This window comes from Methanosarcina mazei S-6 (assembly GCF_000970205.1).
GTDB classification, from domain to species: domain Archaea; phylum Halobacteriota; class Methanosarcinia; order Methanosarcinales; family Methanosarcinaceae; genus Methanosarcina; species Methanosarcina mazei.
Genome location: NZ_CP009512.1, coordinates 693,537 through 714,439, shown reverse-complemented (window position 1 = coordinate 714,439; position 20,903 = coordinate 693,537). Strand labels below are relative to the sequence as shown.

Annotated in this window: 22 protein-coding genes and 1 pseudogene; 14 read left to right on the top strand and 9 right to left on the bottom strand. The window is 44.2% G+C overall.

Annotation, left to right across the window (positions count from 1 at the left end; genetic code table 11):
• Positions 1-11 precede the first annotated feature (11 nt).
• The 5 genes from MSMAS_RS03135 to MSMAS_RS03115 all read left to right on the top strand — a co-directional run bounded on the left by MSMAS_RS03135 (position 12) and on the right by MSMAS_RS03115 (position 4,591).
• Positions 12-1,592, top strand: a complete 1,581-nt coding sequence (locus tag MSMAS_RS03135) for a nitrogenase component 1 (protein ID WP_048039723.1) — start codon at positions 12-14, stop codon at positions 1,590-1,592.
• Positions 1,589-2,407, top strand: coding sequence for a molybdate ABC transporter substrate-binding protein (gene modA / locus MSMAS_RS03130; RefSeq protein WP_011032677.1), 819 nt, complete (start codon positions 1,589-1,591; stop codon positions 2,405-2,407). The genes MSMAS_RS03135 and modA overlap by 4 nt, the downstream gene beginning before the upstream one ends.
• 106 nt (positions 2,408-2,513) lie before the next feature.
• Positions 2,514-3,179 carry a molybdate ABC transporter permease subunit gene (gene modB / locus MSMAS_RS03125; protein WP_011032678.1) on the top strand — a complete coding sequence of 222 codons (666 nt, stop codon included), beginning with the start codon at positions 2,514-2,516 and terminating at the stop codon, positions 3,177-3,179.
• Positions 3,180-3,193: 14 nt separating this feature from the next.
• Positions 3,194-3,460: an ATP-binding cassette domain-containing protein gene (locus MSMAS_RS19850; protein WP_048046319.1), complete on the top strand. Its 267-nt coding sequence runs from the start codon at positions 3,194-3,196 to the stop codon at positions 3,458-3,460.
• A gap of 216 nt (positions 3,461-3,676) precedes the next feature.
• Positions 3,677-4,591, top strand: a complete 915-nt coding sequence (locus tag MSMAS_RS03115) for an ABC transporter ATP-binding protein (protein WP_230633336.1) — start codon at positions 3,677-3,679, stop codon at positions 4,589-4,591.
• Between the two features lie 210 nt (positions 4,592-4,801).
• Here MSMAS_RS03115 and MSMAS_RS03110 read toward each other — a convergent pair whose 3' ends face one another.
• Positions 4,802-7,630 carry a cache domain-containing protein gene (locus MSMAS_RS03110; RefSeq protein WP_048039717.1) on the bottom strand — a complete coding sequence of 943 codons (2,829 nt, stop codon included), beginning with the start codon at positions 7,628-7,630 and terminating at the stop codon, positions 4,802-4,804.
• 411 nt (positions 7,631-8,041) lie between these two features.
• Complete coding sequence (locus MSMAS_RS03105) at positions 8,042-8,923, bottom strand: class I SAM-dependent methyltransferase (RefSeq protein ID WP_048036319.1); 882 nt, start codon at positions 8,921-8,923, stop codon at positions 8,042-8,044.
• A gap of 203 nt (positions 8,924-9,126) precedes the next feature.
• Here MSMAS_RS03105 and MSMAS_RS03100 point away from each other — a divergent pair, with 203 nt between their 5' ends.
• The 3 genes from MSMAS_RS03100 (at position 9,127) to MSMAS_RS03090 (ending at position 11,277) form a co-directional block, all read left to right on the top strand.
• Positions 9,127-9,471, top strand: a complete 345-nt coding sequence (locus tag MSMAS_RS03100) for a P-II family nitrogen regulator (RefSeq protein ID WP_015411312.1) — start codon at positions 9,127-9,129, stop codon at positions 9,469-9,471.
• Between the two features lie 10 nt (positions 9,472-9,481).
• On the top strand, positions 9,482-10,675 hold the full coding sequence (locus MSMAS_RS03095; RefSeq protein ID WP_015411313.1) for an ammonium transporter: 1,194 nt from the start codon (positions 9,482-9,484) through the stop codon (positions 10,673-10,675).
• 335 nt (positions 10,676-11,010) lie between these two features.
• The gene (locus MSMAS_RS03090) at positions 11,011-11,277 is read left to right on the top strand and encodes a hypothetical protein (protein ID WP_011032685.1); all 267 of its coding nucleotides are present in this window, start codon (positions 11,011-11,013) and stop codon (positions 11,275-11,277) included.
• A gap of 91 nt (positions 11,278-11,368) precedes the next feature.
• Here the strand turns inward: MSMAS_RS03090 and MSMAS_RS19895 are convergent, their stop codons facing one another.
• Both MSMAS_RS19895 and MSMAS_RS19890 read right to left on the bottom strand, forming a co-directional pair.
• Positions 11,369-11,548: a YnfA family protein gene (locus tag MSMAS_RS19895; protein ID WP_342763997.1), complete on the bottom strand. Its 180-nt coding sequence runs from the start codon at positions 11,546-11,548 to the stop codon at positions 11,369-11,371.
• A gap of 31 nt (positions 11,549-11,579) precedes the next feature.
• Positions 11,580-11,735 (bottom strand): annotated as a pseudogene (locus MSMAS_RS19890) (hypothetical protein); the annotation flags it as partial.
• A gap of 185 nt (positions 11,736-11,920) precedes the next feature.
• Between MSMAS_RS19890 and MSMAS_RS03075 the strand changes: the two are divergent.
• The 5 genes from MSMAS_RS03075 (at position 11,921) to arsB (ending at position 16,085) form a co-directional block, all read left to right on the top strand.
• Complete coding sequence (locus MSMAS_RS03075) at positions 11,921-12,973, top strand: permease (protein WP_048036307.1); 1,053 nt, start codon at positions 11,921-11,923, stop codon at positions 12,971-12,973.
• Positions 12,974-13,089: 116 nt separating this feature from the next.
• Positions 13,090-13,323 carry a thioredoxin family protein gene (locus MSMAS_RS03070; RefSeq protein ID WP_015411315.1) on the top strand — a complete coding sequence of 78 codons (234 nt, stop codon included), beginning with the start codon at positions 13,090-13,092 and terminating at the stop codon, positions 13,321-13,323.
• 30 nt (positions 13,324-13,353) lie between these two features.
• On the top strand, positions 13,354-13,737 hold the full coding sequence (locus MSMAS_RS03065) for a putative zinc-binding protein (RefSeq protein ID WP_011032689.1): 384 nt from the start codon (positions 13,354-13,356) through the stop codon (positions 13,735-13,737).
• Between the two features lie 415 nt (positions 13,738-14,152).
• Entirely contained in the window at positions 14,153-15,040 is an 888-nt protein-coding gene (locus MSMAS_RS03060) for a universal stress protein (RefSeq protein WP_011032692.1), read from the top strand.
• Complete coding sequence (arsB, locus tag MSMAS_RS03055; protein WP_015411318.1) at positions 15,033-16,085, top strand: ACR3 family arsenite efflux transporter; 1,053 nt, start codon at positions 15,033-15,035, stop codon at positions 16,083-16,085. The genes MSMAS_RS03060 and arsB overlap by 8 nt, the downstream gene beginning before the upstream one ends.
• An 84-nt stretch (positions 16,086-16,169) precedes the next feature.
• On the opposite strand, the gene MSMAS_RS03050 is transcribed toward arsB, so the two are convergent.
• The 5 genes from MSMAS_RS03050 to MSMAS_RS18565 all read right to left on the bottom strand — a co-directional run bounded on the left by MSMAS_RS03050 (position 16,170) and on the right by MSMAS_RS18565 (position 20,097).
• Complete coding sequence (locus tag MSMAS_RS03050) at positions 16,170-16,535, bottom strand: carboxymuconolactone decarboxylase family protein (RefSeq protein ID WP_011032694.1); 366 nt, start codon at positions 16,533-16,535, stop codon at positions 16,170-16,172.
• A gap of 85 nt (positions 16,536-16,620) precedes the next feature.
• Positions 16,621-18,069: a hypothetical protein gene (locus MSMAS_RS03045; protein ID WP_015411319.1), complete on the bottom strand. Its 1,449-nt coding sequence runs from the start codon at positions 18,067-18,069 to the stop codon at positions 16,621-16,623.
• A 352-nt stretch (positions 18,070-18,421) separates the two neighbouring features.
• Positions 18,422-19,120, bottom strand: a complete 699-nt coding sequence (locus MSMAS_RS03040) for a class I SAM-dependent methyltransferase (RefSeq protein WP_011032696.1) — start codon at positions 19,118-19,120, stop codon at positions 18,422-18,424.
• A gap of 616 nt (positions 19,121-19,736) precedes the next feature.
• Positions 19,737-19,871, bottom strand: coding sequence for a hypothetical protein (locus MSMAS_RS19690; protein WP_015411321.1), 135 nt, complete (start codon positions 19,869-19,871; stop codon positions 19,737-19,739).
• Positions 19,872-19,944: 73 nt separating this feature from the next.
• A complete protein-coding gene (locus MSMAS_RS18565; RefSeq protein WP_015411322.1) occupies positions 19,945-20,097 on the bottom strand; it encodes a hypothetical protein in 153 nt (50 codons plus the stop codon).
• Between the two features lie 200 nt (positions 20,098-20,297).
• Here MSMAS_RS18565 and MSMAS_RS03035 point away from each other — a divergent pair, with 200 nt between their 5' ends.
• Complete coding sequence (locus tag MSMAS_RS03035) at positions 20,298-20,723, top strand: hypothetical protein (RefSeq protein ID WP_011032697.1); 426 nt, start codon at positions 20,298-20,300, stop codon at positions 20,721-20,723.
• Positions 20,724-20,903: the final 180 nt, after the last annotated feature.

The following is a 20,903-nucleotide window of genomic DNA, read 5'->3' as shown; positions in this document are numbered from 1 at the left end:
GAGGCAATGAGATGACTAAAAGAAACTATGCAACCGTGAACCCCTGTGTTATGTGCCAGCCCATGGGAAGTGCCCTTGCCTTTAAAGGAATTGAAAACACCATGATCCTCTACCACGGCTCCCAGGGATGCAGCACCTATATGCGCCTGCACCTTGCCCACCATTTCAGGGAGCCTGTGGATATTGCCTCAAGCTCCCTGAGCGAAAAAGGGGCTGTCTACGGGGGCAGGGAAAACCTGAAAAAGGGACTCAGGAACGTCATCAACAGGTACAGACCGAAGGTGATAGGTGTTGCGACCACCTGCCTTGCAGAAACGATCGGCGATGATGTTCCTGCGATTATCAGGGAATTCAAAGAGGAAGAAGGGATCGGAGACAACCCTGAAAAAGATATAATAATCATTCCGGTTTCCACTCCCAGCTATGGGGAAAGCCATGTCAGCGGATATATAAAATCCCTGGATGCCATTGTAAGGAAATTTACGGAAAAACCTGAAAGTCCGGAAAAACCGAAAATCCCGGAAGACACCGAAATCATGGATTACATGGAAAACATGGAAATTATGGGGTATACGGACATCCTGGAAAAAGAAAAGGCAAGGGAAAGCATGGGGAATGCAAAAAGTCCTGGCATGAAGAAAGAAGCACCCTATCCGATTAAAACTTCAAACGGCAAGCTCAACATTATCCCTGTCGAGAGCGTCTCCCCGGCTGATGTGAGGGAAATGAAAGAGATCCTTGCACAGACCGCAGGGGGCTACATCTTTCTCCCGGACATTTCCGATACCTTTGATGCACCACTTCGGGACCATCTTCCAAAAATCGCTCCCGGAGGCACTCCGCTTTCGGAGATTGCCGATATGCCTGACAGCAGGGCAAGCCTGGGCCTGGGTGTTGTCAGCACGAACCTGGCTGTGAAATACCTCGAAACTTCCCACGGGGTTCCCGGACACAACGTCCCCATCCCCATAGGGCTCTCAAACACCGACCTTTTCTTTATGGAACTGGTCCGTATCCTTGGATGCCCTATCCCTGAGAAATACCAGAAAGAAAGGGGAAGGCTACTCGATGCCATGGTAGATGTGCATAAGTACCTCTATGGAGTAAAGGCAGCGGTCTACGGGGACCCGGACACTGTATTTAGCCTGACGACCTTCATGCTGGAACTCGGGATGAATCCCGTCCTGGTAACAACCGGAAGCAAAAGCCGGAACTTCGAAAAGAGAATAAAACAAATCTTTGAAGAGATCAGGCCGGAACTGGAACCTGTAGTTCTGGACGGGATTGACTTTGACAGCCTTAAAGATGCAGTAAAGGAATGCAGTCCTGAAATCCTGATAGGAAACTCCAACGGGAGATATATTGCCAGAGCACTCGACATCCCGCTTGTAAGGGTTGGACTGCCAATCCATGACAGGGTAGGCGCACAGCGCATCCTTACTGTCGGGTACAGGGGAGCCCTGGAACTTCTGGACAGGATCACAAACATCATCCTTGAAGCTACGGATACTTTCACCGCGCCTGTACAGCCGGAATCTGAAATATATGCCGGTAATGGAGCAGAAAACGAATATGCAGAGGAATTGCAGTGAGCGGCAGAAGGGAAAAAAGCGACAGAAAGGCAAAAAAACTGATACTTCCGGCTTTTGCAGCAATTCTCTGTCTTGCCGTACTTACCTTTATTGCAGTCTCCCATGAGACAGAAGAAGAAACAGCCACCATCACCGTTTCGGCTGCAGCAAGCCTTACTGAAGCTTTCACTGACATTGCCAGAGAATTCGAAGCCGAGAACCCGGACACAAAGGTCGAACTGAATTTTGCAGGTTCGGGAACACTTCGAAAGCAAATTGAGTCAGGAGCACCTGTTGATGTGTTTGCTTCGGCTTCGGAGAGTGATATGGACCTCCTCTCTGGAAAAGGTCTGATCGAAGAAAGCTCAAGAAGAGATTTTGCAGCAAACACCGTCGTAATGGTGGTGCCTGAGAAAAACCGCTCAGAAAGCCCGAAAAAGTTAGAAGACCTGACTGCACACAGCGTAGAAAAAATTGCGATAGGAAACCCTGAAACTACGCCGGCAGGCAAGTACGCAAAACATGCACTGGAAGATGCAGGGATCTGGGACGAGATAGAGAGTAAAGTTATCCCTGGAGAAACTGTGAAGCAGGTGCTCACTTATGTGGAAACCGGAGAAGTTGATGCGGGTTTTGTGTTCATTACAGATGCAGAAAACTGCCGGAAAGACCTGTATGAAATAGCACTTACAGTTCCTGTTAACGAATCTATAATTTACCCCATAGCGGTAATAAACGAATCCTCAAGCAAGGAAAAAGCACAAAAATTCGTTAATTTCGTTATCGGAAAAAGAGGGCAGGAAATTCTGGCAGAACACGGCTTTAAGAAGCCATGAATTAGAAAATCAAAATTACAGATTGAAGGACTTTGTAAATTGAAAAAGTAAGGATAAGATTCAGGCTTTTAACCAGAACAGGGCCTGAAAATTTGGAAGGGATTTAATGGAAATGTTTCAGGTGGTCATGAGCCCTCTTTTGCTTACTCTCAAAATTGCCGCAGTTTCAACCTTCTTTGTGACATTTCTGGGTATTCTGATCGCCTATGTGCTGGCAAAAAAAGAGTTTAGCGGAAAATGGCTGGCTGATGCGCTCGTGACCCTTCCCCTTATTCTGCCACCAACTGTAACCGGTTATATTCTGGTTATTCTCCTCGGTAAAAACGGAATTTTAGGAAATATCTTTACCGAAATTACGGGAAAAGGCATACTTTTTACCTGGCAGGCAGCAGCCATTGCAGCCTTTGTAGTCTCTTTGCCCCTGATGGTAAAAACTGCCGCCTCAGCCATAGGGACTGTGGACAGGAGTGTTGAGGAAGCAGCCCGTATCCTCGGGAGAAACGAACTGGAAACTGCTCTCTTCATAACCCTGCCTCTTGCAAAAAAAGGCGTCATCGCAGGCTGTATTCTGAGTTTTGCAAGAGCAGTCGGAGAGTTTGGGGCAACCCTGATGGTTGCTGGAAATATTCCGGGAAAGACAGGCACAATGCCTCTTTCCATCTATGGGGCATACCAGACCGGAAATAATGAACTTGCCAGCCTGCTTGTGATAGTTCTGGTTGCCATATCCTTCCTGACCATTGCAGCAACCAGCAGGCTTGCTGAAAAATAAGAGGTGAAGGCTGAATGACTATTGAAGTTGACATTGAGAAGGAATTCTACGGAAGAAAACATGGGAAGAAAGGAGAAAACCCGAGCTTTTCAATGAACTGCAGCTTTGATGCCGATTCCGGTTTTTCAGTCCTGTTTGGTTGCTCGGGTTCGGGAAAAACTACGGCTCTCCGCTGTATAGCAGGGCTGGAAATCCCGGATGCAGGTGCTATAAAAATAAACGGTAGTATTTATTTCGACAGCAGAAAGAAAATCAAACTGCGGGCGGCCACCCCACCCTAAAGGATGGGGTATGCTTCGGGCCGCCCGCCCGGTTACTCGGGGACAGATAATTAAGCATCCTCTAACAAGGTTTCATGAACATAAGTGATTGAAATTTGCCTCGGTTTCCGGTCCGATTTACGATTATTATACAAGGAAGCTATGATTTAGAGATTTAAAGAGAAAAACGAAGAGGCGAGGGTTCACTTCATCCCCTACCTAAAGGAAGGGGTATTCGTGACCCTCTGCGCTCCCGTTGTAATAAACCTGCCCCCTCAGAAACGGAAAATCGGTTACATGTTTCAGGAAAATGCTCTCTTCCCGCACATGAATGTCCGGCAGAATATCGAGTTCGGGTTAAAAGGTCTAAGATCCGTGGAAAAAACGAAAAGGGCAAACGAAATGCTGGTCCTTGTGGGAATTGAAGAGCTTGAGTTTGCCTACCCTGATGAGCTCTCCGGCGGGCAGAAACAGAAAGTTGCTCTTGCCCGGGCTCTCGCGCCTGATCCGGAAATCCTCCTCCTGGACGAGCCATTTTCATCCCTGGATACCGTTGTCCGCGTAAAACTGAGAAAAGAGTTGCGCATGATCCAGAAAGGACTTGGAATTCCTGTAATCTTCATCACGCACGACCCTGTAGAAGCATTTACCATGGCTGACAGGATGATAGTCTTTGACGGCGGCAGGGTGCAGCAGACGGGCTCTCCTGAGGACATATTCTACCATCCTAAAAGCCGCTATCTTGCAGAACTTGTGGGCTTCTCAAACCTTTTTGATGATGCGGTAATCGAGGGACACGGGCAGGGAGCCGAATGTACTTTCCTCTGGTCTCTGGGAACCGGGATAACTGCCCCCTATATCGAACGCACGGCAGGAGAAAGGGTTAGCTGGGGCATCAGGCCTGAGAATATTGAGCTTGTGTGCAGGAAGAATATCCATGCTATCCGGAAGGAAAACCGGAAAAACCTGTTCGACGGGACAATAATGAGCGTGGTAAACAAAGGCACCAGCCGGATAATGTCTCTCATACTCGCGGAAAGCGAAGATGTCCTGAAGGTAGAGGTTGCAAACAGAGTCTTTGATTCACTAAAAATAGAGACCGGAGACGAATGCACGGTCAGGCTAAGGACTTCGGATATGATTGTTTTCTAAGCAGAGTTCCGTCTCGCCCGAGTTCCGTCTCGCCCGAGTTCCGTCTCGCCCGAGTTCCGTCTCGCCCGAGTCCCGTCTCGGGAGGACGGGGTCCTTTTCGCTCGCTTTGCTCGCTCAAGAGGACTAATTTATAGTTAGTGGTGAGTTCATTGTTAAATGAAAAAATAAATCCCCCGGACCGTTTGATTGTCCGGGATAATTTTCTGTCGGTTAATATGGTTGAGTGGTCTCGTTCAGGTCCTCGATATAGGTCCCGGCCCCGAGCCACCAGGTGTCGTCAACCTTCTGGACGTAGCTCATCTTTGGTTCAGGGGTCATATTGCGGGCCGGATTGTAGTAGTGGTAGAAGAGGAAACCCCCTCCCTGCTGTGCGAGGAAGATCTCAACCTTTGTATAATTCACCCCGTAGGGGTCCTGAAGTCCGGAAAGGTCGGTTCCGATCAGCTGGGGCTGGTAGGGAAGCGCCAGGGTCGTCCCGTTGTAATCAAAGGCATAGACATAGAGGTTGCCGCGGACGAAAGTCCCATTCTGGTCATTGAATTTCGCGATCGCTGCATCTTTTCCACTCGTATTAGCATAGTCAATCGCCTCCCCTACAAAAGATTTCAGGCTCTCTCTAACCTGGGGATCTATCCCCGCATTCACGATCGATGAATTCTCAGGCGGATTATAAATTCCAGCCCCAAGTATCCAGCTCTGGTTTACCATCATCACGTAGCTGAGTTTTTGTTTGACAGTGAAGTTGTCTGCAGGGTCTGCATAGAGATATTGAACAAAACCCCCTCCTGACTTTGCTGTAGATATCAGATCCTGGATAAAAAGTGTTCCATTCGCGTCCGTGAGATTCCACCGGTTGGTCCCGATAATTTCGGGCTGGAAGGGAAGAGCAAGAGTGGTGCCGTTTGTATCATATGCGAAAATATAGAGTTCGCCATCAACGAACTGGCCTGTCTGATTGTTGAACTCACGGAAAGCTGCTTCCTGTCCGTTCACATGAGCATATTCGAAGGCTTTCTCGACGAATGCTACAAGTTCCTCGGGAGATGCAGTGGAATTATTAGCCGGTGTTGCCTCGGACTCGTTATGGCAGTCCTTATAATTGCCGCTGCACACAATGTAGGAGTTTCCATCGCTTCCCCGGGTTAACCTGTAGTAAGTTGTCTTATAGTACAGGTTCGCCTGGACAGGATGCATATAGACGTAATCTACCCAGCCGGTCCCGTTATTCAGTGCTCCTTCTAAAATGTCATCACGGAAAGGCTTGCCAGTTACATCTGTTTTGCCCCTGAAGTTCTCGCCGACAACCTGAATATTGTCTGCATGAGCAACCATAGTCAAATTCATATCATAGACGAAGACATAGAGGCTCGGATCTTCCTGGTTTCGATATGGTGCTTCACCCGCGTTGATGCGTCGGAAAGTATCTGCAGCGTTATTCTCTATTGCTGCTGCAGTTGTATTTACAAGCTCCACCACCAGGTCGTCGGTGAATGCCTGCCTGGCACATCCAACCCCCAGATTCCGGTAAATTATCCTCTCATAATCGCTGACTCCCTGCTCATCTTTCTGCTTCCGCACTGTCTCGAGCGCATTATCAAAGGCAAGGACCAGCGCATCCGGGACGTCTTTGCTGAAGATATAATAGAAATCGTTCTCGCTCAGAGTATACACGATCTCATAGTTGTTGGGATCCTCTGAACTCTGTAACATCTGGTGTCTCCCGGCAAGGTCACCGGTTGCCCAGAGATCGATCTCACCATCAGCCAGCATTTGAAGGAGGTCTTCGGGTGTTTCGCCATTGACAATCTGTGATTCGCTCACACCCTGGCTGGCGAGGAGGTCGTTTTCGATGGAAGCCTCCACTGTACCGATCCTGTACTGGTTGAGGTCCTCTGCAGAAGATATTGTAATATTACTGCTTATCGGTGCATAGAGGACAAAGCTGGCTCTGGTAAAAGGTCCTGCCCACTTGTAAAGGGGCTCGCGTTCCGCTGTGCGGACAATAGAGAAAAGAACCGTGCTGGAATTGTTCTGTGCGATCTTGAAACCTTCTGCCAGAGGGACGATGCGGACATCTGCCCCTGAACGGTTTACGCCAATATTCTTGAAAACGGACTCAAGTATCTCTACAGAGATGCCGGTGACATTTCCATCCTCCTGGTAATTGAATGGAGCCCACTCTTCGGTCAGGTAATTGAGCCGGGCAAGGCCTACCGATGGGATATGCTGCCCGAGGATCCGATCATATTTGCTGATGCCTGCAGAGTCTTTCTCCTGTTTAAGAGCATCCAGTGCCTGCTGGAAGGATTTAATGACTGAATCAGAGGTATTTTTATTGAAGGCATAATAAAGATCCTGAGCTTCTAACTGATACACAACTGTGTAGGCATAATAGTTCCCGGTTACCTGTTCAGTGAAGTGCCTCCCTGCTTCCTCAGGACATGCCCAGAGATCTATCTCGTCATTCTCGAGTGCGGCGATGTTTGCGGATGCGTTGCTTTTGGGCACGATCTGGCTCTGGTTTACCCCAATATTAAGCAGCTGCTGAGCCGCTACATCGTCGCTGATAACTCCAATCCGGTATTCCTTCAGATCTTCAGGGCCGTCTATTGTGACTCCAGGGTCTCTCTTGGCGAACAGAACGTACTTATCAGAATAAATAGGCCCTACCCACTTGAAGGACTGCTCTCTTTCGGGAGTTCTTGCTGTAACGAAGAGAACCGTATTATTCCGGGTGAGAGCAGCCTGATACCCCTCAGTCCAGGAAACGAGATGTATCTCTTCCCTGGTCACCTTCTTCCCCATTTTCTCGGTGATCGCCTCAAGGAGATCGATAGAAATGCCTTTCAGCGTACCGTTATCCATGTAATTATAAGGCGGTAGCTGTTCTGTGTAGTATGTAAGGTTAGCCGACATCATAGTGTCGTTCATATCTGTAGATGCAGCTTCAGATTCAGAAAGGGATCCGGCGGCTGGAGACAACGCTCCAAAAAATACCGCAATAAGAATAAAGCACGTGTACCTTACCGATTGCGACATAATAGGAGTCTAATGATAAGCATATAAGTAAATACTGAATGCACCTCACCAATTTGCAAAAGAAAGGCCTTTAGAAAGGTAAAAAGCTAATACCGAAGCTTTTGGTGGCCCCCCAATAATCAGTTGATATTTTCCAGATATTCATATATTCGCTTTCCACTCTCGCTTTATGTTTAATGTACACTCAATTTCCTGTACACGGGAAAGCTCAGAAAGCAGGTGCAGATGAACAAAGATTATTCAACGATAAAATATCAACCAGCTAATGAGGAACGACCAAGGAATTGTTATTGAGATAAATTATTATTTTGATGAACAGCTGATAAGATGGATTGAAAGAAAATAAAATTCATAATCATGTTCTGAAAATCTTTCAATCCATTTTTAAAATCACTCATCTCAATATTAATATTATTCTCTTTTCACGGCTCTCAAAACAACTGCTCCTTCCATATTTTCGGTTTCCGTACCAAAACCTGCTTCCTCAAAAAGCTCTTTCCATTCGGCTTCCGAAAGCTGGGGCCCGTGATGGTGCTGGTGTGCCAGCGGCTCAACTGCAGTTAATGACCCGCCTTTTTTCAACACTCTTTTGATCTCAAAAAGTGCGAACTTAATATCCTCCAGGTGATGGAGCATTAAAAAGCAGGTTACAGCGTCTATCGAGTCCTTTTCAAAAGGCAGGGCATAGGCGCTTCCTGTCCTGAACTCAACATTTGGCAATCCGAGGACTTCAGCATTCATTTCTGCCTGGCCTGTGAGGGAATCATGAAGGTCAATGCCGTAAACCTGCGATTCAGGGTTATTTTTTGCAAGCTCCATTGTGAGTGTCCCGAAACCGCAGCCAATATCAAGGATAGTTTCCCCTTTTATTTCCGGAAGCACGGATGGGATCACCTTGCCCCTTACACCGGACATGCGGTCTTCAGGGAATTTAGCTTTTTTTGCTTTTTCTGCATCTATTGAGATGAAAGGAAGGATAGAATAGACTTTTGACCCGTTAACAGCCATCAAACCCCTCACGTAAGCACTGCTGGCATCGGCTGTAACCAGTTCCACAATGGAGACTCCGACATTCCTGCAAAACCGCAGGTTCCATTCTTCTCTTTTTTCAGAGAATTTGAAATTCAGAGGAGTATGCACCACGATATAATACGAATAGCTGGGGCTGAAGTATGCTGATACTGATTCAGGTTCATTCAGGCGAATTTCGCTTATGCTTTCCCTGAAAAGGGAGAGGATTTGCAGGGAAGTTTCATCTGCCTCGTTTCTTACAATTCCGATTTCTCCAAACATAGCTCTGAATTTGATTTCAGGGAATAAAAATTCTCTGATAGAAGAGATGAAAAGGGGAAGTCTGGGTTTTGAACCCGGGTTGATCGAATTCAATAACGAATATTTTTACAGGTTTTTGCCCCAAACTGTTCAAATAATTAGCACATATTTAGATAGAATTAAATAGAATAAAGTAGGATAGAGGATACCTACTGGTGGTCGCGATGAAATACGTAATTGCAATGATAAGGCCTGAAAGGCTTGATGCAGTCAAAAGAGAGCTTCAGAAAATCGAAGTGAGCAGGTTGACTGTATCATCCGTTTCCGGCTATGGCGCTCAAAAAGGATATATGGAAATCTACAGAGCGATGGAATATGATGCAAACCTGCTTGAAAAAATCAAGATCGAAATCGCTGTAAATGACGAATTCCTTGAGCCAACAATTGAGGCAATAAAAACTGGAGCAAAAGGCAGTGACGGTTACGTTGGAAGCGGAAAGATCTTCGTGCTGCCACTTGAAAACGTGATAAGGATCCGCACGAACGAAACCGGACCTGAGGCAATTTGAGGGGTTGAAAATGGCTATAAACGGAGCAGACACTGTATGGGTATTGCTTTCATCGGCATTGGTATTATTAATGGTTCCTGCGCTGGCACTGTTCTACGGAGGGCTTGTCCAGCGTAAAAACGTCCTGAGCAGCATGATGCATTCATTCGTTGCAATGGGCGTCCTGGCTCTTGAATGGATAATAATAGGTTACTCCCTTGCGTTTTCAGAAGGCAACTGGTTTATTGGCGGCCTTGAGAATGTGTTTCTGAGCGGGATTGATCCTTACTCCGTAACAGGTACGATTCCCACCTATGCATTTGTTGCATTCCAGGGAATGTTCGCAATAATTACTCCTGCACTTATATCCGGTGCCATAGTAGGGCGTGTCAAGTTCAAGTCTTACATCGCGTTCATCCTGCTCTGGGGCCTTATTGTCTATGCCCCGGTATGTCACTGGGTTTGGGGCGGCGGATTCCTTACCGGAGAAGCCCTTGACTTTGCAGGCGGTACGGTTGTCCACATAACTGCAGGTATGTCTTCACTTGCAATACTGGCATACCTCGGCAAGAGAAGGGGATATGGTGTTGATTCCCTGAAGCCGCACAACGTTACCCTGACCCTCCTCGGAGCCGGACTTCTCTGGTTCGGGTGGTTCGGGTTCAACGCAGGCTCGGCTCTTGCTGCAAACGAAATAGCAGCCCTTGCATTCATGACCACGCTCGTTGCTCCCGCTGCAGCAGGTTTTGTCTGGATGGCGCTTGAATGGGCGCACCTTGGACGCCCCACCGCACTCGGGTTTGCAACCGGCATCCTGGCAGGGCTTGTAGGGATAACTCCTGCTGCCGGATTTGTCACTCCAGTAGCCGCGATTGCCATAGGTGCGATTGCAAGCTTCATATGTTACCAGGCTGTGATGTTCAAAAACAGGCTAGGATACGACGATTCACTTGATGCATTTGGAGTTCACGGAGTCGGCGGAATAGTCGGTGCGATATTAACAGGCGTATATGCAAGTGTAGGCGGAGAAGGCCTACTTCTCGGGAACTCTGCCCAGTTGATGATTCAGCTTCAGGGCGTGGTTATCACAATTGTATACGCAATGGCCTGCACCCTGCTGATAGGATTTGTACTCCATAAAACGATAGGGCTCAAAGTCAGTGAAAGCGAAGAAATCATAGGGCTTGACAAAACCCAGCATGGTGAAGCAGCATACAACATTTGAGTTCGGGTGAATCTTCACCCTGGCTCTCAAACAGATTTTTTTATTTCTTAACTGTTTTTTATTTCTTAACTGTTTTTTATTTCTTAACTGTTTTATATTTCTTAACTGTTTTATATTTCTTAACTGTTTTTTATTTCTTAACTGTTTTTTAGTTCGCAGAAAAACATGTTTTTTAGAGAAAGTATGTCTGATAAAGAGAAGAGGGAATTATAATTCCTGAGAACTTTTACGCTGCTTTTATAGAGGATTTAAAGGAACACTGTAAACATGAATATACGTTTTAAGAGATGCCTGGAAGACAATAAATTAAGGGTCACATGACAGGACGGTTTCATATGACAGAAAAAATCCCATCTGAGATAATTGATGAATTGGAACGCGCGAACCGTCTGCATGAACAGGCGGTATGTGACCATGAAAAATGCAGAGAATTCAGCGAAAGTCTATCCAAACTTCTGACCAGGCTTGAAGACATGAAATACTACAGGACAGCAGACAGGCTGATGAGTATCCTCATAAACTGCAGCCCCAAAGAGGCTTCCCACTGCGAAAAAGCAACCCTTGTGGGAGAAATGATGAAAGAAGTAGCAAAAGAGGCGTAAAAGGCAGCAGGGAAATGAGGACTGGATTACGTGTCCCGAAATTTAAGGTTTTCAGAGACAAACTTACCAGTCCAGCTCTCTTCTCTCAGGTTCAGCGAGGGGTATAGAACATTACAAAAACTCCCACAAGTGCTATCAATGCACCTGTAACCTCATATCTGTCAGGTCTCTTTTTATCGACAAAAAAGCCCCATATAAGAGAGGAAATAATAAAAATTCCTCCGTATGCAGCAGAAACTCTTCCGAAATTTGCCGATTGAAAGGTTGGGATGACTCCATAGATAGCTAAATATCAGCCCTCCCAGAAGCCCGAATAATGCTCCCTTATTTTCCCTTAACCACAACCAGACCAGATATCCTCCTCCGATTTCAAAAACACCTGCAAGGATGAACAGAAGAATAGTATAAAGAAAACACCTTTTTCTGGATATACAGCTTGATTCGACTTTAATTTTCATCCCTATAAAACGCTACAGAAAATATATAAATAAACTCATATTCGAACCCTTCAGGAGATCTGCAGTAGACATGAAATACAGGCTCCAAACTTATTTCAAAATAATTTGAAATAGGAAATTTTATATAGTTTATTTCAAATATATTTGAAATAATAACAAGAAATCTGAAAAAACCTGGTGGAAAAATGACCATTGATTATCTTATGTATCTCATATCGGTCGGGTTCCAGTCGCTTCAGGAGTATCTAGCTCTGCATGTGCTGATGTGCCTCCTACCTGCCTTTCTTCTAGCTGGAGCAATAGCCTCCCTCTTTTCCAAAGAATCCGTATTGAAGTTCTTTGGCGCGGATACCCCAAAATATATCTCATATACCGTAGCTGCGGTTTCAGGCTGCCTTCTTGCGGTCTGCAGCTGTACGGCTCTTCCTCTTTTTGCGGGGATATACAAAAGAGGAGCAGGAATAGGTCCTGCAACCACTTTTCTTTTCTCTGCCCCGGCAATCAATATCCTTGCAGTTGTTTATACCGCAAAAATCCTGGGATATGATATCGGAGCTGCAAGAGCCATTTTGGCTGTAATTATGTCAGTGTTTATAGGCCTTACAATGTCTCTGATTTACGAAAGGAAAGAAGCGGAAAAGAGTTCCATAAAAACCTTTGGAGAAGAAGAACACAAACACACTGTTGAACTTTTTATTTTGCTAATTGCAGTTCTTGTAGCACCGGAATTCATGTCCTCGTGGGGCTGGAAATTCACAAATCAAATAATTGCCTGGATACCCCTGATAGCTCTTACTGCATACCTGTCTATTAAGTGGTTCTCAAAAGAGGAGCTTGAAAGCTGGATGGGAGAGACCTGGTTCCTGATAAAACAGATCACACCCCTGCTCCTTATAGGTGTATTTTTCGCAGGCATTATAGTTGAAGTGCTCCCAAAAGAGATTGTAGCATCTCTGGTAGGAGGGAATTCCATTGCTTCTAACTTTGTCGCATCTATTGCAGCAGCCCTTATGTACTTCTCCACTCTTACGGAAGTCCCTATCATCAAAGCTCTTACCCTGCTTGGAATGGGAACAGGACCTTCTCTTGCCATGCTTCTTGCAGGTCCGGCACTTAGCCTTCCAAGTATGATTGTTATCAACCGGGTAATGGGAATAAAAAAAGGAATGACTTATATTTTCTTCGTAATAGTGGTTGCAACTATTTCGGGGTATATATTCGGACTTACGATTGTGTAAAAAATAATACTGAAACAAACAAGATCTAAATAACCCTAAGAAGAAATGAAGGCTAGAGATCAAATAAAAAAATGATAGAGAATAAATAAAATTAATAAAATGTTCAGGTGAAATACATGAAAATCGAAATACTGGGTACTGGATGTGCCAAATGCAAAAAAACAAAGGAACTGGCAGAAAAAGCAGTCAAAGAACTGGGCGTTGATGCTGAAATTGTCAAGGTAGAGGATTTTGATAAAATTCTTGGATATGGAGTTATGGTCACGCCTGCCCTTGTTATTGACGGAGACGTCAAAGTCGCAGGAAAAGTCCCAAGCGTGGAAGACATCAAGAAATGGATCACCAAATGAGAGTCACTAAACAAACAGGAGAGAAAAATAATGGCAGAAGAAACAAAATGTTCATGCGGCTCGGCAAATGTCGGAATCTTTGCCTGCAGCGGAGCGTCCAACGTCGGTCAGATAGCGAACAAAATTGCAGTCGAACTTACAAAGCAGGAAGTCGGGAAAATGATGTGCACCGTCGGGATTGGCGGCAGGATCAACGGGCTCCTGAAATCGGCCGAAGGTTCCGAGAGGCTTATAGCTATTGACGGCTGCCCCTTAAACTGCACGAAAGAGACCCTTGAACTTGCAGGATTTACCCCGGACAGGCATATTGTGATCTCCGAGTTAGGAATCAAAAAGAACAAAGATCTGGATCTTAAAGACGAAGAAGTTAAGGAAGCAAGGGACAAAGTAAAAGAGATACTGCAATCCGAGTGACACCCATATTTTCGTTATACTTTTTATCTTAGGTGACCTCATCACACATTCGTTATACTTTTTTATCTTTACACATTTTTTTCTCTATATCTTTTTTCATTATCCATTTTTTTCTCTATATCTTTTTTCGTTACCCATTTTTTCTTTATACCTTTACCCTTTTTATTCAAGATTATTCAAAAGCTTTTTTGAGTCCGTCCAGTCTGGATTTTTTATTCCGGACTTTTATCCTTATTGTCTTTATTCCAGCTGTTTTCTTTAACCATTTTATCATTGCATTGTTTTTATCTTCTTTTACCCCAAAATCGAAAGTTTGCACACCTTATTTATATTGACAGAAGAATACTATTAAAAGGGGCTTTAACGGGAAGGCTCGATTAAAATGTTATTATAGCCTGAAACAGGGGGAATCGGATTGATTGAAACTGTACTTGTTCCTGTAGACTTTACCATTGAAAAGGAAGACTTGCTTGGCTGCATAGGGGAATTTAAAAATGCGGGATTGAAGAAGGTTATTCTTCTGCACGTTGTGGACATACATAAAAGCCAGGGGCTTGCCCCCATGTTTGAGAGAAATGCAAAGAAAAGAATTGAGGACTACACGGGCTTTGCAGAGGAACTGGGGCTTGAAACCGAAGCTCTGGTAGTGGTAGGAGATATTAAGAGGACAATTTCAGAAACCGCGGACCGGAAAAATGTTGATGCCATAATAATGGGAGCCACAGCTAAGGGATTCATAAAAGGAAGATTTCTTGGGAGGACTACGGAACACATTGCACGCAGTTCAAAGAAGATTCTGCTTGTTGAGAAGTACGATGCCCTGAAAGAAGGGAAAGAATTTTATAAAAATGCATGCAGGGCAACTTTCTCAAGGGTTCTTGTGCCTCTTGATTTTTCGAAAGAGTCAATGAAAGCGATAGAGCAGCTTCAGGAATTTGGGGGGATAGTAAAAGAAGTCCTGCTCCTGCACGTAATAGATAACATAAAAGACATGGATTTGCTGGATGAACAGAGAGAAGAAGCAAAAGGAAAACTAGGGAGAATAAAAGAGCAGCTTACTGGCATAAAGAGCCAGTACCTTGTTGTTGAGGGCATCCCATCCGACGAAATTGTCAAATTTGCAAACATAGAAGAGGCCACTATGATTATGCTGACTTCCCGTGGGAAAGGGGATTTGATAGACCTGATACTCGGGAGCACGGCAGAAAGCGTTCTCCGAAAAACCATAAAACCCGTATTAATTATCCCTGCGAGCAAAGAATTTGATGGAGAAGAGTGGGACGAAGGAGAAGAGTATGCCTGAGGGAACTGAAGAAAGGGAGCTCGACTTTTTCAGTAAATACCTATCTATCTGGGTTGCGGTCTGCATCATACTCGGAACCGCACTGGGATATGCTTTTCCAGGATTTGCGCGCGCCCTTGGTGGAATTGAAATTGCAGAAGTTTCGATCCCCGTAGCTGTAGTACTCCTGATCATGATGTATCCTATAATGCTTAAAATTAATTTTGAAGAGATTTTGAATGTCGAAGCGAACCTGAAACCCCTCGTCCTGACCCTTGTCGTAAACTGGTTGATAAAGCCCTTTACAATGGCTTTTGTTGCGTGGTTTTTTATGAGCGTTCTTTTTGAAGCCCTGATCCCTGCTGACCTTCAGGCACAGTACATTGCAGGCATGATTCTTCTGGGGCTTGCCCCCTGTACGGCGATGGTACTTGTCTGGACCTACCTTGCAAGAGCAAATATTAACTATGCTTTAATTCAGGTCTCAGTAAATGACCTTATAATCCTGGTCCTTTTCGCCCCGCTGGGAAAATTCCTGCTCGGAGTCACAACTGACTTCCCTGTTCCTCTAATGACAATCTTTGTCTCGGTCCTGTTTTATGTGGCAATTCCTCTCGGTCTTGCTGTGCTGACAAGGCAGGTAATGATAAAGAAAAAAGGCATTTCCTGGTTTGAAAATAAACTTATACGAAAAACACAATGGATCACTCCTGCCGGGCTTTTGATAACTCTTGTCCTGATTTTTATATTCCAGGGAAGCAACATCATTAATTACCCTCTGCATATCCTCCTGATTGCGATCCCCCTTGTTCTGCAAACTTACCTGATCTTCTGGATAGGTTATGCAGGAGCGAAATACCTTAAAATCCCTTATATGGAAGCTGCACCCTCGACCTTTATCGGTGCCAGCAATTTCTTTGAACTGGCGGTAGCAGTAGCTTTAATTCTATTTGGAATGGAATCAGGGGCAGCTCTCGCGACAGTTGTGGGAGTGCTTGTGGAAGTGCCTGTTATGCTTTCCCTTGTGAAAATTATGGAAAGGAGCAGGGAGAAGTTCAAGTTCTGATGAGATTAGACATGGGAAAAAAGCAAAAAATAGAACAGATTGAAAATCAATTGATAAAACGAACTCAAAGCCTTAGCCCGTTATTTATTTACCGCAGCAGCAGCCTTTCTCTTCATCCGATTTCTCTTTTCCGGACTCCAGGGGTTTTTTCTCCTTAAAGATGATATCATAAACGTTTTCGCCGTAGTTATTCGCCCAGTTAAGCTGAGAGCCTCCGGCTATAAACATGGCAACAGCAATGGCTTCTGCAACTTCTTTTTTGCTTGCTCCATTAGCAACAGCTCTTTGAGAATGAACATCAACACAGTACTGGCAACGCATCAGGACTGAGGAGGCAACGGCTATAAGTTCCTTGGTTTTGCGGTCAAGTTCTCCACCTTCAAAGATAGAACTTCTCAGTTTTCCGAATGCTTCAGCAGTTTCAGGCAGTATTTCATCCATGAATGGCATTTTATTCCTCCGCTCAATAATACGATTTCAGTTTATAAAAGAAGGAGAGTCATATACCAAGTTTAGTTGATATTCAGGTTACGCCTTATTCAGCACTATGCAGATATACGCTGTAGGTATGTTTGTTTTCAACCCTGAAAGTAACCGATTTGTCCTGATCTACCCTGTAGTCAAGGGATTTTTCTGAGGTATTATCGTAGACCCCTGTGCCTTTTTCAGCCATTATATTTACATTTGCCAGGGCGTCGCAGCCGTTTGTGTGTGCGATGAAAATGACAGAGTTGTCAGTATGCTGAAGGATATCAAATCGGGCTTCATGGGTGTTACGGCTTATCTGACCGTACTCATAAAAAGAGACTATTGAGGCACCATTTGAATTGTAAGTATCGACCCAGTTGAGGAATTTCGAGCGGCTTATCGAATATTTTATAGCCGGATCAAGGTCAAGTTCATGAGTAAAAGAAGGGTACGCCATACCCGCTTTTGAAGCAGATTCCCACCACTCCCATGTGTTGTCATCCAGGTTTCCAACGTTTTTTTCCGCATGAACTCCAGAGTCTCCGTTTCTCCAGAACATCCCCAGGTTTTCATAGGCATAAATGGCATGCTTAATATTATCCTTGTTTCTCATCGAGCACCAGCCTGTAGGTTTTTGCCCGATTTTCTCATAAACATATGAATAGCCCTCGTCCATAATCTTATAAGCCTCTTCAGGCGGGAAGGCGTTCAATTCTTTAGAATAATGTACCCCGGTATCCCAGGAATTATCAAAAACCAGACTTCGCAGGTACTCAATGTCTGACTCGCTGCACTGCTCAAGGAGATCTATATCAAACCAGATCGTGCCTCTGTTATTTTTGCTGTTAAGATAACGTATTCCCTGCTCTGTTGTATTCCTTACATGAGGACCGTCAATTCCGAAAGGAATCAGCCTGGAGTCTCCGACAGAGGTTACTAATTTTCGGTCTGCTATCTGGTTTAGATTGTAGATGCTGATGTCCATGTACCTTCCTTTTCCGGTGATAAAGGATGTGAATTTCAGATACCCGTTTGAGAAATCCACATAAGGAAGCCTTTGCCTCTCGAAATTATAAAAGGGGGTCACAATGGATTTGCCATCTCTGGTAGATATTGTGTTTGTTTTGCTGCACCCGTCAAACGCAATTTCGAAGTCCAGTTTCTCAGAGGAGTTCCCCAGAGTTATGGTCTCGGACCTGATGTCGCCTGAAGAACTTTCGAAATAACTTATTAATAAAACCCTGTTATTTACTTCCTTAATTACCAGTTTTGAACCCGGGCTGTTAAGTTCGATAAAACTGCGGGCATCATCCGTTTTTATATCCATTGATATTTGATAGGTACATTTAACCATTGGTATAAGCCTGCAGATGTAAAGTGACCCTGCCTGCCGTTGCTGTCCGTGATAATGAACAGAGGAAAGAGACGCTGCTTCACAGAATCCAAGGCTGTCAAAAATTTTCAGGGCATCTCCCGCACGCCTGCCTGGACCGGAATCAAAAATAGTGTCTGTCACCGGAAGTAAACTGCGTGGAGATAAACATGGAGACCGTATAGTTTTATACACAAGCCCTTCTGTGACATTGTTAAAAAGAATTTGCGGTTGTAGTTCCCCGTAAATTGTCGAATAAAACCGATCATGTATTTTATTTTTCAAAAGTTTTGCAATAAAAATATTATCCGGGACGCTGTGAATTTTGGAAAAATCCTGTGAAAACAGGGTAATACTACCCTGATCAATGTTTTTGGGACTTGATGGATTAACTGTTTCAGGGGAAATGTTAACTCCTCCAATAAACGGCAGTCAAGGTTTATCTGAAAAGATAAAAATTCGGAAAGAAAGTTTTTAGATAACAGTAGAATCTCTTTTAAGAAATTATTGCGTGATACTTATATTCGTAATACATGGACTGGACATACTCCATCTTAAAACCATGTTTATTTGCGATTTTTTCTATTGTGTAGGGCTTATGGGTGTATCCGAGAATATCTTTTGGACGATTTTTAAGAGCCGCCAGGAGAGTTGTACGAGCGTCAAAAAGAATTCTGCGAAGAATTTTATCTGCTCCGAAATCTCGTGAAAATAGCCCTATTTTCCAGAGGGGATATAGTCGGGGGTCCAGAAGATCAAAAAGGACAATTTTGCCTCCTTTGTTCAGATGCCTGGAAGCATTGGCAATGAAATCATCAACTTCTTCGTCTGTGAGGTACTGGATAACACCTGCTGCGGTGATTCGGTCAAAGGAAGTGTCAAGCTTCTCCCATAAGGTTTTATCGTTAGCCAGAATTAGAGTTATATTGTCCCTTTTTCTTTCCCTGATCCTTTTGCCTGCCTCTTCAAGCATTGATGCGGAAAAATCAGCTCCTACGAGCTTTTCATATTCGAGAGAATAATAAACCAGAAGCTCTCCTGCGCCGCATCCAAAGTCGAGAAGTGTTTTGCCTCCATCCAGATGGTACAGCTTTTCCCTGGCCTCTTTGGATATAAATTCTTCCGCAGATGACCTGTGCCCACCACTTTTCTTGTTTGCAAAAAATTCTTCCCAAACATTTCTCGATTCCGACATATTTTATACCCCTGTTCCTGTTTTTAATGAATTTGCTTCATGTTAAGATGCCACGCTGAAAGGTTCATTTTATGTATAAGCTGGTCCTATAGTTAAAGAGAAGAAGAGATTTAATTTCACCCATATGTTATTAAATATTTATATGTATCGGAGTGGAGATATTTTTCCCGGATAGAGTAATTCCTAATGCTATTTTGTTTTTCCATTTTCTCAAAAATACAGTAATATCCGGATTCATGTAAATCAGGCTGATCAGGACTGAAGTGAAGATATTATCCGGAGAGATTTATCAAATGCCAGTTTCCTTGTTCTTAAGCAATCGATTCAAAACCCCAGCATTAAGTCAAAAAGTCTGAATATTCTTTTCATAAACCTGAATGCATTTCAGTTCGCGATTCAGACATGGAAACTTAATGCAAGTTCAAATAAACATGGAGTAGCATATATAAAAGATATTAGATAGAACATATTTAGAGACAGTTATCCGGAATCATGTAATTTACCCGGGATCTCCGGTAATATGAATATTTCAGGAAAAAGATACAGGAAGAAGATATAGAACATACAGGAAGAAGATATAGAACATACGGCAGGAGATTCGTATTTTGAAAACGTCTCAACCTTCCGGGAAATAAAATAGAGATACCACAACAAATGTGGCAACTGCTATTGCTTCGGCGAATTCTTTCTTTTCAGTCCCTGAAGCAACAGCTCTCCGGGCGTGTATGTCAACAAGGAACTGACAGCGCATAAGAATTCATTCTGTTAAAGTGAAAACTGGAATTATATTCAAAGAGAAAATGAGTAGCGTTAATTAATCGTCCTCAGCGCCCGGATTTTCTGCATAAGCTACTGTTCCAGCGCATTTCATTGCCCCGTGCTTCGGGCTTATGGGTATACAGAAGGTCTTCCTCGTCTTCCAGTTGATCTATTTCAGAACTCTTCTTTTCCGGCACGATGTTCTTTTTGTCTTCCATAATTTTGCCTCCATATCCCGGTTAATTCTGAATATATTCCCGGCTCCTGCTTAATGATATGAAAACATGCCTTAAAAACCAGCAGGTAAGTACCAAAAATAACTGATTTAATTCCGGAAAGGTTAAAGAGAAGTAAAAGAGAAGTATGAAATAGCAGAGAAGAAGTGAATATAGGAAATGGCAGGAGATGACCTTTCCAGATGAACTCATCTTCATTTAACTCCGGCTCCGGAACGGATTACGACAAACAATGGGCTTTTGAGGTTGCATATTTTATCCAGCACATAGGGACAACCCTGCAGAATCTGGGAAACTTTCTGAATACAGGGGACTATGTTGAAGCCCGTGTACTGGCTGCAGAGATGAAGCAAAGGGCAGAGTATGAAAAAACCCTTCAGCCGGATTTCAGGACCTCTGATTATTTCGTGCAGGCACGCAGGCTGTTTAACAGCTTCCTGGACGAATGCGTAAATTTTGCCGAACTCCTGAGGGTTACAACCATCCAGGAAGAAACCGGATGCGAGGAACTTCAGGACAAGCCCGAGCAGATAAGGAATTCCATAGACAGGCTTAACCTGTTAAAGGAAATGCTGACGGACGAGCTTCACTTAAAGGGCTGGTATTAAAGAGGCCCTGGCACAAAAAATTAAAACTTAATAAATATAAATCAGAGCAAATATACATCCGGTTCTGGATTAACAATTATTATAATTCAAGTTTTCTCCCGAATTTAACCGGGTTTTACAGCTTTTTTCAGGGAGTTCTGCCTGATAGGTAGCAAAAGGTTATATACAGGAAATGGGTCT

Excerpts from the sequence above, each read along its gene's own strand:
- MSMAS_RS03135 (WP_048039723.1), top strand. The coding sequence starts at position 12 with ATGACTAAAAGAAACTATGCAACCGTGAACCCCTGTGTTATGTGCCAG.
- modB (WP_011032678.1), top strand. The coding sequence starts at position 2,514 with ATGGAAATGTTTCAGGTGGTCATGAGCCCTCTTTTGCTTACTCTCAAA.
- MSMAS_RS19850 (WP_048046319.1), top strand. The coding sequence starts at position 3,194 with ATGACTATTGAAGTTGACATTGAGAAGGAATTCTACGGAAGAAAACAT.
- MSMAS_RS03110 (WP_048039717.1), bottom strand. The coding sequence starts at position 7,630 with ATGTCGCAATCGGTAAGGTACACGTGCTTTATTCTTATTGCGGTATTT.
- MSMAS_RS03105 (WP_048036319.1), bottom strand. The coding sequence starts at position 8,923 with ATGTTTGGAGAAATCGGAATTGTAAGAAACGAGGCAGATGAAACTTCC.
- MSMAS_RS03100 (WP_015411312.1), top strand. The coding sequence starts at position 9,127 with ATGAAATACGTAATTGCAATGATAAGGCCTGAAAGGCTTGATGCAGTC.
- MSMAS_RS03095 (WP_015411313.1), top strand. The coding sequence starts at position 9,482 with ATGGCTATAAACGGAGCAGACACTGTATGGGTATTGCTTTCATCGGCA.
- MSMAS_RS03090 (WP_011032685.1), top strand. The coding sequence starts at position 11,011 with ATGACAGAAAAAATCCCATCTGAGATAATTGATGAATTGGAACGCGCG.
- MSMAS_RS03075 (WP_048036307.1), top strand. The coding sequence starts at position 11,921 with ATGACCATTGATTATCTTATGTATCTCATATCGGTCGGGTTCCAGTCG.
- MSMAS_RS03070 (WP_015411315.1), top strand. The coding sequence starts at position 13,090 with ATGAAAATCGAAATACTGGGTACTGGATGTGCCAAATGCAAAAAAACA.
- MSMAS_RS03065 (WP_011032689.1), top strand. The coding sequence starts at position 13,354 with ATGGCAGAAGAAACAAAATGTTCATGCGGCTCGGCAAATGTCGGAATC.
- arsB (WP_015411318.1), top strand. The coding sequence starts at position 15,033 with ATGCCTGAGGGAACTGAAGAAAGGGAGCTCGACTTTTTCAGTAAATAC.
- MSMAS_RS03050 (WP_011032694.1), bottom strand. The coding sequence starts at position 16,535 with ATGCCATTCATGGATGAAATACTGCCTGAAACTGCTGAAGCATTCGGA.
- MSMAS_RS03040 (WP_011032696.1), bottom strand. The coding sequence starts at position 19,120 with ATGTCGGAATCGAGAAATGTTTGGGAAGAATTTTTTGCAAACAAGAAA.
- MSMAS_RS19690 (WP_015411321.1), bottom strand. The coding sequence starts at position 19,871 with ATGCGCTGTCAGTTCCTTGTTGACATACACGCCCGGAGAGCTGTTGCT.
- MSMAS_RS18565 (WP_015411322.1), bottom strand. The coding sequence starts at position 20,097 with ATGGAAGACAAAAAGAACATCGTGCCGGAAAAGAAGAGTTCTGAAATA.
- MSMAS_RS03035 (WP_011032697.1), top strand. The coding sequence starts at position 20,298 with ATGAACTCATCTTCATTTAACTCCGGCTCCGGAACGGATTACGACAAA.